Origin of the sequence: Streptomyces sp. NPDC056480, from assembly GCF_042795405.1 — a bacterium.
Classification (GTDB): Bacteria; Actinomycetota; Actinomycetes; order Streptomycetales; family Streptomycetaceae; genus Streptomyces.
In genome coordinates this window covers 37,211-49,181 of sequence record NZ_JBHTSA010000013.1, presented here as the reverse complement: position 1 = coordinate 49,181, position 11,971 = coordinate 37,211, and the positions used below count along the sequence as shown (strand labels likewise).

Here is an 11,971-nt window from a genome sequence, read left to right as displayed (position 1 = left end):
GCGCCCGCTGTGTGCCGGGCGCCCGCTCTCCGTGCCGGGCGCCCGGTCCGTCGCGGGCCCCGCTCCTCGCCGGTCGTCTCAGGCGTTGAGCTCCTCCAGCGTCCTGCCCTTGGTCTCGACGGCGAAGCAGGCGATCGCGGCTCCGACGGCCGCCACCACGGCGAGCTGGGCGAAGACGAGGGACAGGCTGCCGCCCGCGCCGATGATCGCGCCGACGGTGACGGGGCCGAGGATGACGCCCAGCCGGTTCCACACACCGCCGAACGCGGCGCCCCTGGCCCGGCTGGACGTGGGGTAGAGCTCGGGTGAGTACAGGTAGAGCCCCGCGTTGATCGCGTAGAGGAAGAAGGTCGTACAGGAGGCGAAGAGCGCCACCTGGCCGCCCGAGGTCGCGCCCGCCAGGGCGAGCACGCCGAGCGAGAGCACGGTGCCGACGAGCGCGCCCACCAGGGCGGGCCTGCGGCCGACGCGGTCGATCAGGAGGGCGACGACGAACGTGCCGAGCAGGCCGGTCATGTTGCTGAGCAGGCTGTAGACGAGGGCGGTGGTCAGGTCCAGGCCGAAGGTCTTCGTGTAGAGCGAGGGCAGCCAGGTGGAGATGCCGTGGTTGACGTAGTAGGCGACGAACCACAGTCCCGACACGACCGCGGTCCGGCGGAGGTAGCGTCCCCGGAAGAGATCGCCCAGGCGGCCGCCGGCCGGTTCGTCGGCCAGGTCCGCGGCGGGGGCGGGCAGCGCTCCGGAGGCGGAGCGGGCGACCTCGGCCTCGATGCGGGCGATGACCTCCTCCGCCTCGCGGACGCGTCCGCGGGACAGCAGCCACCGGGGGGACTCGGCCACCTGGCGAGGGAGCGCGGCGGCGAGCAGCACGGGGATCGTGCCGATGACGAACATCGCGCGCCAGCCGAAGTGGGGGACCACCCACACGGCCACCAGGGTGGCCGCCGCGAGGCCTGCCGGGAAGATCATCTCGTACAGCAGGACGAACCGGCCGCGCTTGTCGGAGCGGGCGATCTCGTTGATGTACGTGGCGGCGACGGGTACGACCCCGCCGATGCCGAGGCCCTGGACGAACCGGAAGAGCGAGAAGGTCTCGATGCTGCCGGAGAAGGCGACGGCGAGGCTGGCGAGGCCGGTGACGCCGACTCCCAGGGCGACGGTGCGGACGCGGCCGATCCGGTCGCCGAGCCAGCCGGCCGCCAGGGCGCCGAGCAGCATCCCGACGGAGGCGGCGGTCACGGCGAGGGTGGCCTGTCCGGTGGTGAGGTGCCACTCCTTCATCAGGACGGGCAGCGCGGACGCGGCGAGGAGCTGGTCGAACGCCTCGAAGAAGGTGACGGCGCCGATCAGGAACCGGACCTTGACGTGCCACCGGGAGTGCGGAAGTCGTTCGAGTCGCGCGGCTACGGAGCCGAGGGCCTGCTGACCGGCCACAGTCGTCATGGAGGGGGTCCTTCCGCGGGCAGGGGAGTTGCCGAGACAGTAGGGGTCCTTATCTAAGCGGTCAATGGTTAAGCGCCTAGAGATCCCTGACTCGTGGGCCCGGTAGTCATCATCGGCTCCGTGAAGGACGTGCTCAAGGCCGATTCGGCAACGATCTCGAATCGGGGGCTTGTCGAGATTTAGTTAAGCGCTTAGATTTCTAGTGCTTCGACGATTTCGCTCTCGGGATCGAGCCGGACCACGTCCGGGTCCGGAGCCAACTCCCCTTCCGTCCCCGCCCGGAGGTCCACCCGTGCCGCTCCTTCCCACCGACATCCTGATCGCGGGCCAGTGGCGACGCGGTGCGGGCGAGCCCCTCGACACCGTCGACCCGGCCACCGGGCGCGTCCTCGCCACCGTCCACTCCGCCTCCGCCGCCGAGGTCGGCGAGGCGGCCGAGGCCGCGGCACGGGCGGTGGCGGACCCCGCCTGGCGGGACCTGCTCGCCCACGAGCGCGCCCGTCTCCTCCACCGGATCGCCGACCTGGTCGAGGAGGCCGCCCCCGAGCTCGCCGCCGTACAGACCGCCGACACCGGCAAGACCCTCACCGAGACGCGGGCCCTCGCCCTCAGCGCGGCGGGCACCTTCCGGTACATGGCCGCCGCCCTGGAGACGGCCGAGGACACGGTCACGCCGTCCCGCGGCCCGTACGTCACCATGAGCGTCCATGAACCGATCGGCGTGGTCGGCGCGATCAACCCCTGGAACTCCCCGGTCGCCAGCGACGCGCAGAAGATCGCCCCCGCGCTCGCCGCCGGAAACGCCGTCCTCCTCAAGCCCGCCGCCTGGACCCCCCTGGTCTCCCTCGCCCTCGGACGGCTGATCACCCGGGCGCTCGACGAGTCCGGCCTGCCCACCGCCCTCCTGTCGGTTCTGCCCGGCAGCGGCCGGATCGTCGGCGACGCCCTCGTGCGCCACCCCCTCGTCGCCCGGATCGGATTCACCGGAGGCACCGAGACGGGCCGGTCCATCGCCGCGATCGCCGGCGAGAAGCTGGTCCCCGCCTCGCTGGAGCTCGGCGGCAAGTCGCCGACGATCGTGCGCGCCGACGCCGACATCGAACAGGCACTGGCAGGGGTGCTGTTCGGGATCTTCTCGTCCAGCGGCCAGTCCTGCATCGCCGGCTCGCGGCTCTTCGTGGCACGCGAGATCCACGACACCTTCGTCGGCGAGCTCGTCGAGCGGGTCCGCAAGCTGCGCGTCGGCCCCGGCACCGATCCCTCCACCCAGGTCGGCCCCCTGGTGCACCACCGCCACCGCGACGCGGTCGCCGCCCATGTGGACCTCGCCCGCTCCGAAGGCGCGCGCGTGCTCTGCGGCGGGTCGGCGCCCACGGGGGAGCGGTACCGGGACGGCGCCTACTACCTTCCGACCGTCCTCGACGGCCTGGCCAACACCTCCCGTACCTGCCGGGAGGAGATCTTCGGCCCCGTCCTCGTCGCCCTGCCCTACGACGACGAGGACGACCTCGTCCGCCAGGCCAACGACTCCGTATACGGCCTCGCCTGCGGCATCTGGACCCGTGACCTGCGCGCCGCCTGGCGGATCGCCCGCCGGATCGAGGCGGGCACCGTCTGGATCAACACGTACAAGCAGTTCAGCGCCGCCACCCCGTTCAGCGGATGGAAGGACAGCGGCCTCGGCACGGAGAAGGGCCGGGACGCGATCCGCGCCTACCAGCGACAGAAGTCCCTGTACTGGGGCACCTCCGACACCCCCCTTCCCTGGGCCGGCTGACCCGGCCCGCACCCCGAGTCGACCGTCCGGGCCCGCACTCCGAGTCGACCGTCCGGGCCCGCTGCCGAGCCCACCGTCCGGGCCGGCCCCGAGCCCCCTGTCGGGGCCCGCCCCGAGCCCCCTGCCCGAGCCGCCCCTCCGGGCCCCGCCCGCCCGACTGGAGAGACCCATGCAACCCTCACCGCCCGGCCCGATCGCCCGGCTCCGCTCCCTGCGGTACGTCGAGCTGCACACCCCCGCCTTCACCGAGGCCGCCGACTTCTACGAGGAGGTCTGGGGGCTCGAGACCGTCGAGTCCGACAGCGGCGCGCGGTGGCTGCGCGGCACCGGCGACGAACACCACGTCCTGCACCTGACCGCACACGAGCGCGTGGGCCTCGGCCGGCTCGCCTTCGCCGTCGCCACCCCCGCCGAGGTCGACGAGGCCGCCCGCCGCCTCGAAGCACGGGGCATCGTCCCCGTCTTCGGCCCCGGCCCCCTCGGCCAGGCCGGCGGCGGACACGGCCTGCGGTTCACCGACCCCGAAGGGCGCCTCGTCGAGATCAGCGCCCACGTCGACGCGGTCGTCCCGCGCGGACGGGACGGCGCCGTGCCCGTCGGGGTCACCCACGCCGTGCTCAACACCGTCGACATCGACGCCGCCGTCGCCTTCTACCGCGAGGTGCTCGGACTGCGCGTCTCCGACTGGTCCGAGCACCAGATGGCGTTCCTGCGCTGCAACGCCGACCACCACTGCATCGCCTTCAACCAGGCCGAGTGGACCTCGCTCAACCACGTCGCGTACGAGATGAGCTCCGTCGACCACTTCATGCGCGGCCTCGGCCGGCTCCGCCACCACGGCATCACCCCCCAGTGGGGCCCCGGCCGCCACGGCCCCGGCAACAACACCTTCTCCTACTTCACCGACCCGTCCGGGCTCGTGTGCGAGTACACCTCCGAGGTCGCGCAGATCGTCGAGGACACCTGGATCGCCCGCGTGTGGCGACGGGTCCCGGAGCTCTCCGACCTGTGGGGCACGGCCGGCCCGCCGTCGAAGGAGATCCGCTGCCACATGGCGGGCTCGCCGGACCCCGGCCCGCTCGCCCCCGTCGACGCCACGAAGGACACCGCATGAGCACCGTACGCAAGGTCGGAGTGGTCGGCTGGGGCGCGATCGGGCGGACCGTCGGCACCGCGCTCGCCGACGGGCGGGTGGAGGGCGCCGAGCTGGTGTGCGTCGTCGACAACCGCCCGCTCGGCGACGCGGCGCCCGCCCCCCAGGTCCCCTTCGAGGAGGCCCTCGACCTCTGCGACCTGATCGTGGAGGCCGCCGGCCAGGGAGTCGTACGGGAGTGGGGGGAGCGCGTGCTCGCCTCCGGCACCGACCTGCTCGTCGCCTCCAGCGGCGCGATGACCGACGAGGAGCTCGCGAGGCGACTGCTCGCGGCGGGACCGGGCCGGGTGTACTTCACCGGCGGCGCCGTCGGCGGACTCGACCTGCTCCAGGCCGCCCGCTCCCTCGGTCCCCTCGACGAGGTCAGGCTGACCACCACCAAGCTGCCCTCGACCCTCGAACAGCCGTGGATGGACGCCGAGTTGCTCGCCCGGATGCGGACGGCGACCGGCCCGGTCGAGGTCATGACCGGCACCGCCCGCGAGGTCCCGGCGAAGTTCCCCAAGTCGACGAACGTGGCCGCCTCGGTCGCGCTGGCCGTAGGCGACCTGGACGCTGTGCGGGTCCGGGTCGTCGCCGACCCCGCGGCGCGCCACACGCGCCATGTGATCGAGGCGTCCGGCGCGCACGGGGCGTACCGCTTCGAGGTCGCACACCTGCCCGACCCGGGCAACCCGGCGACCAGCCAGGTGGTGCCGTACGCGGTCCTGCGGAGCCTCGCCGCGCTCGCCGGGCGGACGGGCCAGATCCTGTGAGCGCCGACGTCCGCACCCCGGCCGCCACGGACGTCCACGTCGAGGAGGCCGGCGACCACGGCCCCCTCCTCCTGTGCCTGCACGGCATCGGCTCCTCGTCGGCCGCCTTCGCCCCCCAGCTCGCCGAACTCTCCGCGTACGCGCGGGTCCTCGCCTGGGACGCCCCCGGCTACGCCCGGTCGCCCGACCCCGAAGTCCCCCTCACCCTCGACGACTTCGCGGACACGGCGGCCCGGCTGATCCGGCAGCGCGGCGGCAGCGCCCATGTCCTCGGCGTCTCCTGGGGCGGCGTGATCGCCCTGCGGCTCGCCGCCCGCCACCCGGACCTCGTGGCCTCGGTGATCGTCGCCGACTCCAGCCCCGGCTCGGGCACGGACGGGACGAAGGCGGCGGGCATGCGAGCCCGCGCCACCGAGCTCGCCGAACTCGGCCCGCGCGCCTTTGCCGAGGCCCGCGGACCACGCCTGGTGTCACCCGGCGCCCCGGCCGGCCTCGTCCGGCGGATCGTCGACACCATGGCCTCCTCGGTACGGCTCCCGGGCTACGGGTACGCCGCCGAGTCCATGGCCTCGGCCGACCTCCGCGCCGAACTCCCCGCGGTCGCCGCGCCCTCGCTCGTCCTCTGCGGCGACCAGGACCGGGTCACCGGCGTCGAGGGCAGCCAGGCCATCGCCGGAGCCCTCCCCAGGACCGCCTTCGTGATCGTCAAGGACGCCGGTCACCTGGCCAACCAGGAGCAGCCCGCGCGCTTCAACGCCTGGGTCCTCTCCCACCTCCGCATCACCGCACGCATCCCCGAACAGGAGCAGCCCCCATGCCTCTGACCACCACCGCGTACGACAACGGCGACGACCTCGCCGCGTACACCGACTCCCTCATCGCGACCAAGGCCTCCCGGGTCGCCGACTTCGACACCCTCTCCTTCCAGGAGAAGGCCGGCCCGCAGTACCGCCGCGGCCAGATCCGCTACGTCGGCTCCGGCGCCACCGGCAACCACGAGGGCGACAGCCGCATCCTCCCGTCCGGTGGCTTCACCTTCTCCAACATGCTGCTGCCGCCCGGCGCCGAAGGCCCGGCCCACACCCACCACGACGTCGAAGAGGCCTTCTTCGTCCTGGAGGGCGAGGTCAAGGTCGGCATCCACCGAGGCCCCGACGAGGCCGAGTACCGGACCCTCGGCTACCGCGACATGATCGTCGTCCCGGCCGGCGTGACCCGCTCCCTGAAGAACGAGGGGGAGACCGACGCCCTCTTCTGCGTCGTCATCGGCACGCAGAAGCCGCAGGTCCCGACCTACCCCGCGTACTCGCCGATGCACGGCGTCACCCGTGGCTGACCTGCCCCCGGCCGACGCACGCACCGTCGTCGTCACCGGAGCGGGCCGTGGCCTGGGACTGGCCATGGCCCGCCGGGCGGGCGAGGACGGCTTCCGCGTCGTCGTCGCCGAACTGGAACGGGAGCGGGGCGAGCGGGCGGCCGCCGAGCTGCGCGCGGAGGGCATCGACGCCCGCTTCGTCCGCTGCGACGTCGCCGACCCGGAATCCGTGACCGCGCTTGCGGCCGCCGTGCGGGCGATCGGCCCGCTGTACGGCCTCGTCAACAACGCCGCGCTCGCCAACGGCGTGGGCGGCAGGGAGTTCCAGGACATCGACATCGAGGTGTGGGACCGGCTGATGACGGTCAACGCCCGCGGCCCCTGGCTGGTCTCCAAGGCCCTCCACCCGCTCTTCGCGGCGCCCGGCCGGATCGTCAACATCGCCTCGGACGCGGCCCTCTACGGCTCCCCGCGCCTCGCCCACTACATCGCCTCCAAGGGAGCGGTCATCGCCCTCACCCGGGCCATGGCACGCGAACTCGGCGACAGGGGCATCACCGTCAACGCGGTCGCCCCCGGACTCACCGAGGGCGAGGCGACCGAGACCGTGCCCGCCGAGCGGCACGACCTCTACCGCGCGAACCGGGCCGTTTCCAGGCCGCAGCAGCCGGACGACCTGACCGGGATCGTCTCCTACCTGCTCGGCGAGGAGTCCCGCTATCTGACCGGACAGGTGATCGCCGTCAACGGCGGCTTCACCATGAACTGACACGCAGGAGAAACCCGTTATGGATCTGGGCCTCGCCGACCGCACCATCGTGGTCACCGGCGGCAGCTCGGGCGTCGGCCTGGCCACGGTCCGCGCCCTGCTCGACGAGGGCGCCCGCGTCGCCACCTGCGGCCGCGACGCCGACCGTCTCGCCACGGCGGCCGCCGGGCTCGGCGCCGGACGCGACCGCCTGCTCACCGGAGTCTGCGACGTCCGGGACGCCGACGCCGTGGACCGCTTCGTCCGCGCCGCCGCCGACACGTTCGGCGGCGTCGACGGACTCGTCAACAACGCCGGACAGTCCCGCATGAAGGGGCTCGACGACTCGACGGCCGAGGACTGGCGCGACGAACTGGAGCTCAAGTTCGCCGGGGTGCTGAACCCCCTGCGCGCCGCCCGCCCGTTCCTCGCCCGCTCCGGAGCGGCGAGCGTCGTCAACATCAACGCGGTCCTCGCCAAACAGCCCGAGCCCCGCCTGATCACCACCAGCGCCGCCCGCGCCGGCATCCTCAACCTCTCCAAGTCCCTGTCGGCCGAACTCGCCGCCGACGGCATCCGGGTCAACTCCGTGTGCCTCGGGCTCATCGACACCGGCCAGTGGACCCGCCGCCACGCCGCGGCCGCCACCGGCACGAGGTACGAGGACTGGCAGGCGGAACTGGCCGCCGACCGGGGCGTCGCCCTCGGCCGGCTCGGCCGGGCCGAGGAGGTCGCGTACGCGGTCGTCACCCTGCTCTCGCCCCGCGCCTCGTACATCACCGGCACCGGCATCGACGTCTGCGGCGGCGTCGGCCGCTCCATCCTCTGAGGAGACACCATGCGTCACGACAACGGAGGCGATCTCCTCGTCGCCGTCCTGCGCGAACTGGGCATCGACACCGTCTTCGGCATCGTCAGCGTGCACAACCTGCCGCTCGTCGAGGCCGTCGACCGTGAACTCCGCTTCGTCCCCGTACGCCACGAGGCATCGGCCGTGAACGCCGCCGACGCCTACGGACGGGCCCGGGGCTCCCTCGGCTGTGCCCTGACCTCCACCGGAACCGGCGCCGGAAACGCCGCCGGATCGCTGATCGAGTCGCTGAGCGCCGGCAGTTCCGTCCTGCACGTCACCGGCCAGATCGAGAGCGCATTCCTCGGCGGCGGAAGGGGGTTCATCCACGAGACCAAGGACCAGCTCGGCATGCTCACCGCCGTCTCGGCCCACGCCGCGACGGTGCCGGACACCGAGAGGGCGGGCCGGATCCTGCGCGAGGCGGCGCGGGCCGCGCTCCGCGGGCCCGGCGGAACCGGCGGACCGGCGAGCGTGGAATGGCCCATCGACCTCCAGTACGCGCCCCAGACCGACGACCCCGTCGTCCCCGAGTACTCCGCGGTGCCCGCCCCCACCGACGGCGAACTCGCCGCCGCAGGAGCACTCCTGGCCACCGCCCGCCGCCCCCTCGTCTGGGCCGGCGGCGGCACCACCGGAGCCCGCGGGGAACTCGCCCGGCTCCTGGAGGCGACCGGAGCGGGACTCCTCACCTCCAACTCCGGACGCGGCACGGTGCCCGAGGACCACGAGCAGGTCATCGGCAACTTCGCCACCACCCCCGCCGCCCGCGCCCTCCTCGCCGACGCGGACGTGCTCGTCACCGTCGGCACCCACTTCCGCTCCAACGAGACCTCCGACTACACCCTCGAACTGCCCCCGGCACACATCCAGATCGACCTCGACGCGGCGGCCCTCGGCCGGGTCTACCCCGCCGCCCACCCGCTGCACGGCGACGCCGCACCCACCCTCACGGCCCTCACCCGGTACGCCGCGCCGGCAGAGGACGGCTGGCGGGAACGCGTCCGCGCCGTCCGCGACGACGTACGGGCGGCCCTGCACGACGGCATCGGACCGCAGGCCGCGATCTGCGACGCCCTGCGCGCCGCGCTGCCCCGCGAGGCCGTCGTCGCCCGTGACGTGACCATCCCCTCCAGCAGCTGGGGCAACCGCCTCCTGCCCCTGTACGACCCCCGGGACAACGTCTTCCCGCGTGGCGGCGGCATCGGCCAGGGCCTCGGCATGGGCATCGGCGCGGCCCTCGGACGCCCCGGCGCGCCCACCGTCGTCCTCGCCGGCGACGGCGGACTCGCCGTCCACCTCGGCGAACTGCTCACCCTCGCCCAGGAACGGCCCCGGCTCACCCTGATCGTCTTCAACGACGGCGGATACGGCGTGCTGCGCAACATGCAGGACCGCCTCGGCGAGCGCCGCTCCGGCGTCGACCTCGTCACCCCCGACTTCGCCCTGCTCGCCCGCGCCTGCGGTCTGCCCTACCTGCGGATCGCCGCCGAGGAACACGCGGCGCCGGTCCTCACCGAGGCCGTCGCCTCGAACGGTCCGACGCTCGTCGAGGTCGACCTCACGGCCCTCGGCCCGATGAAGAACCCGTTCACCCCACCCGTACGGATCCCCGGCCGGTAGCCCGGCCCCGTCCCGCACCCGCACTGCCCGACCGCCGGTAAGGAGGCACCAGGCCATGAGCGAGAACCCGCTGCAGCTGATCGTCCACCGCATGACATGGGAGGCCGAGGGCGTACTCTCCGTCGAGCTCACCCACCCCGACGGCAAACCCCTGCCCGCCTGGACGCCCGGCGCCCACATCGACGTGCACGTCGGCGGCCGGATCCGCCAGTACAGCCTGTGCGGCGACCCGCACGAGCAGGGCGCGTACCGGATCGGCGTCCTCAACGAGCCCGCCTCGCGCGGAGGTTCACGGCACGTCCACACCCGGCTGCGCCCCGGGCAGTCCGTGACCGTCTCCGAACCGCGCAACCACTTCGCGCTGGAGGACGCCGCCTCGTACGTCTTCGTCGCCGGCGGCATCGGCATCACCCCCCTGCTCGCGATGGCCCGCGAGGCGACCCGCAGGGGCGCCGAGTGGCGCATGGTCTACGGCGGCCGCAGCCGCGCGTCGATGGCCTTCACCGCCGAACTCGCCCTGCTCGAAGGCGAGGTGACGCTCGTCCCGCAGGACGAGCTGGGCCACATCGACCTGGACGCGGTGCTGACCCGACTGCCCGGGGGCGCGCTCGTCTACTCGTGCGGACCCGAACCCCTCCTCGCCGCCGTCGAGGAGCGCTGCCCGGCGGACCGCCTCCGACTGGAGCGGTTCGCCGCCCCCACCGCGGAACGCGGCGGAGACGACGCGGAGTTCGAGGTCGAGTGCCGCGCCTCGGGCCTGACGCTCCGGGTCGACGCGCACACCTCGATCCTCGACGCCGTCGAGAACGCCGGGATCGGAGTCGACAGCTCCTGCCGCGACGGCATCTGCGGCTCCTGCGAGACCAGGGTGCTCGACGGCACGCCCGACCACCGCGACTTCCTGCTCAGCGAGACCGAGCGGACCAACGGCGCCACCATGATGATCTGTGTCTCACGGTGCGCCTCCGGTCGGCTCGTCCTCGACCTCTGACCCTTCCCCCGCCCGCTCAGGAGAGACCGTGACCGACACCTGGCCGTACCTGGACGTCCACCAGTCCCGTACGCACGAGCCCACGCCCTACGAGTACAAGCTCGCCGCCACCCTCGAAGAGGTCTTCACCCACGAGGGCCACGAACTCACCGACGTGGTCCGCGGACTCAACGCCCGCAAGGTGCACACCGCCGACGGCACGCCGTGGACCGAGGAGTCCTTCCGTGCCGAGATGAACCGACTGGGAGCCTGACGAATGACGCTGTCGTCCACCGCAGCCGCGGACCGCATCTACGCCACCGGTCTCCGCAACCAGTGGCACCCCGTCGTCCCCTCGCGCTTCGTCGCCCCCGGAGCCATGCGCAAGGTGACCGCGCTCGGCGAGCAGTGGCTGCTCTTCCGGCGCTCCGACGGAGCGCTCTCGATGCTCGCCGACCGGTGCCCGCACCGCGGAGCACCCCTGTCGCTGGGCAGGCACCTCGGCGACCGGGTCGCCTGCTGGTACCACGGCGTCGAGGTCGGCACCGACGGCACGGTCACCTCCGTGCCGGGTCTGCCCGGCTGCACCCTGGAGGGAAAGAAGCTGGTCACCTCGCTGCCCGTACGCGAGGTCGGCGGCGCGATCCTCGCCTGGTTCGGCGACGAGGAACACCCCGAGCCGGCCGGACTGACCCTCCCCGACCCGCTGGCTGACCCCGCCGTCGACGCGTTCCTCTGCTACGCCGAGTGGGACGTGCCCTGGCGGTACGCCGTGGAGAACCTGCTCGACCCCATGCACGGCGCCTTCCTCCACCACGAGTCGCACACGATGTTCGCCGGCGACACGACCGCCAAGTTCCGCATCCGCGAGACCGACCGCGGCTACTTCTTCGAGAAGACCGACCAGCGGGGCGTCAACTTCGACTGGGTCGAGCTGTGCCGCACCGGCGTCGACTGGGTCGACCTGTCCATTCCGTACCCGCCGTCCGCAGGCCCGGGCGGACCGTTCGGGATCGTGGGCATGGTCTGCCCCGTCGACGAGCGGCGCTCCGGCGTCTTCTTCTGGCGCTACCGCCGGGTGGCTGACTGGCAGCGTGCGACCTGGCGCTTCCTGTACAGGACGCTGATCGAGCAGCGCCACTGGGAGGTCCTGGAGCAGGACCGGGTGATGCTGGAGGCCATGCCCGCCGACGCCGACCAGCGGGAGAACCTGTACCAGCACGACCTGGGAGTGGTACGGCTCCGCCGCCTGTACCGCGCGGAGGCCGAGGCACAGTCGAGGGCCTGACGGCGCGGAGGCCGGACGCGAAAACCGCGGGTCGCGTTCTCCGCCTCGG

General features: G+C 73.2%; 12 protein-coding genes. 11 read left to right on the top strand and 1 reads right to left on the bottom strand.

Annotated features, from left to right (window positions below; genetic code table 11):
• Positions 1-78: 78 nt before the first annotated feature.
• Entirely contained in the window at positions 79-1,443 is a 1,365-nt protein-coding gene (locus ACFQ79_RS09025) for an MFS transporter (RefSeq protein ID WP_383580508.1), read from the bottom strand.
• Positions 1,444-1,735: 292 nt separating this feature from the next.
• Here ACFQ79_RS09025 and ACFQ79_RS09020 point away from each other — a divergent pair, with 292 nt between their 5' ends.
• The 11 genes from ACFQ79_RS09020 (at position 1,736) to ACFQ79_RS08970 (ending at position 11,922) form a co-directional block, all read left to right on the top strand.
• A complete protein-coding gene (locus ACFQ79_RS09020) occupies positions 1,736-3,220 on the top strand; it encodes an aldehyde dehydrogenase (RefSeq protein ID WP_383580505.1) in 1,485 nt (494 codons plus the stop codon).
• 169 nt (positions 3,221-3,389) lie between these two features.
• Positions 3,390-4,334, top strand: a complete 945-nt coding sequence (locus ACFQ79_RS09015) for a VOC family protein (protein WP_383580503.1) — start codon at positions 3,390-3,392, stop codon at positions 4,332-4,334.
• Positions 4,331-5,128 (top strand): aspartate dehydrogenase domain-containing protein, encoded by a 798-nt coding sequence (locus ACFQ79_RS09010; RefSeq protein WP_383580501.1) that lies wholly within the window; start codon positions 4,331-4,333, stop codon positions 5,126-5,128. Before ACFQ79_RS09015 ends, ACFQ79_RS09010 begins: the two co-directional genes overlap by 4 nt.
• A complete protein-coding gene (locus ACFQ79_RS09005; RefSeq protein ID WP_383580499.1) occupies positions 5,125-5,952 on the top strand; it encodes an alpha/beta fold hydrolase in 828 nt (275 codons plus the stop codon). The genes ACFQ79_RS09010 and ACFQ79_RS09005 overlap by 4 nt, the downstream gene beginning before the upstream one ends.
• Entirely contained in the window at positions 5,943-6,464 is a 522-nt protein-coding gene (locus ACFQ79_RS09000; RefSeq protein WP_383580497.1) for a cupin domain-containing protein, read from the top strand. Before ACFQ79_RS09005 ends, ACFQ79_RS09000 begins: the two co-directional genes overlap by 10 nt.
• Entirely contained in the window at positions 6,457-7,212 is a 756-nt protein-coding gene (locus ACFQ79_RS08995) for an SDR family oxidoreductase (RefSeq protein ID WP_383580495.1), read from the top strand. The genes ACFQ79_RS09000 and ACFQ79_RS08995 overlap by 8 nt, the downstream gene beginning before the upstream one ends.
• A 19-nt stretch (positions 7,213-7,231) precedes the next feature.
• Positions 7,232-8,020 carry an SDR family oxidoreductase gene (locus ACFQ79_RS08990; RefSeq protein WP_383580493.1) on the top strand — a complete coding sequence of 263 codons (789 nt, stop codon included), beginning with the start codon at positions 7,232-7,234 and terminating at the stop codon, positions 8,018-8,020.
• Positions 8,021-8,029: 9 nt separating this feature from the next.
• A complete protein-coding gene (locus tag ACFQ79_RS08985; RefSeq protein ID WP_383580491.1) occupies positions 8,030-9,664 on the top strand; it encodes a thiamine pyrophosphate-binding protein in 1,635 nt (544 codons plus the stop codon).
• 55 nt (positions 9,665-9,719) lie between these two features.
• Entirely contained in the window at positions 9,720-10,655 is a 936-nt protein-coding gene (locus ACFQ79_RS08980) for a PDR/VanB family oxidoreductase (RefSeq protein ID WP_383580489.1), read from the top strand.
• 28 nt (positions 10,656-10,683) lie between these two features.
• Complete coding sequence (locus tag ACFQ79_RS08975) at positions 10,684-10,908, top strand: recombinase-like helix-turn-helix domain-containing protein (protein ID WP_030324628.1); 225 nt, start codon at positions 10,684-10,686, stop codon at positions 10,906-10,908.
• A 3-nt stretch (positions 10,909-10,911) separates the two neighbouring features.
• A complete protein-coding gene (locus ACFQ79_RS08970) occupies positions 10,912-11,922 on the top strand; it encodes a Rieske 2Fe-2S domain-containing protein (RefSeq protein WP_383580487.1) in 1,011 nt (336 codons plus the stop codon).
• The last annotated feature ends 49 nt before the right edge of the window (positions 11,923-11,971 follow it).

Bases quoted from the DNA above. Each gene is read 5' to 3' on its own strand.
- ACFQ79_RS09025 (WP_383580508.1), bottom strand. From the start codon at position 1,443: ATGACGACTGTGGCCGGTCAGCAGGCCCTCGGCTCCGTAGCCGCGCGA.
- ACFQ79_RS08985 (WP_383580491.1), top strand. From the start codon at position 8,030: ATGCGTCACGACAACGGAGGCGATCTCCTCGTCGCCGTCCTGCGCGAA.
- ACFQ79_RS08990 (WP_383580493.1), top strand. From the start codon at position 7,232: ATGGATCTGGGCCTCGCCGACCGCACCATCGTGGTCACCGGCGGCAGC.
- ACFQ79_RS09000 (WP_383580497.1), top strand. From the start codon at position 5,943: ATGCCTCTGACCACCACCGCGTACGACAACGGCGACGACCTCGCCGCG.
- ACFQ79_RS08970 (WP_383580487.1), top strand. From the start codon at position 10,912: ATGACGCTGTCGTCCACCGCAGCCGCGGACCGCATCTACGCCACCGGT.
- ACFQ79_RS08980 (WP_383580489.1), top strand. From the start codon at position 9,720: ATGAGCGAGAACCCGCTGCAGCTGATCGTCCACCGCATGACATGGGAG.
- ACFQ79_RS09010 (WP_383580501.1), top strand. From the start codon at position 4,331: ATGAGCACCGTACGCAAGGTCGGAGTGGTCGGCTGGGGCGCGATCGGG.
- ACFQ79_RS09015 (WP_383580503.1), top strand. From the start codon at position 3,390: ATGCAACCCTCACCGCCCGGCCCGATCGCCCGGCTCCGCTCCCTGCGG.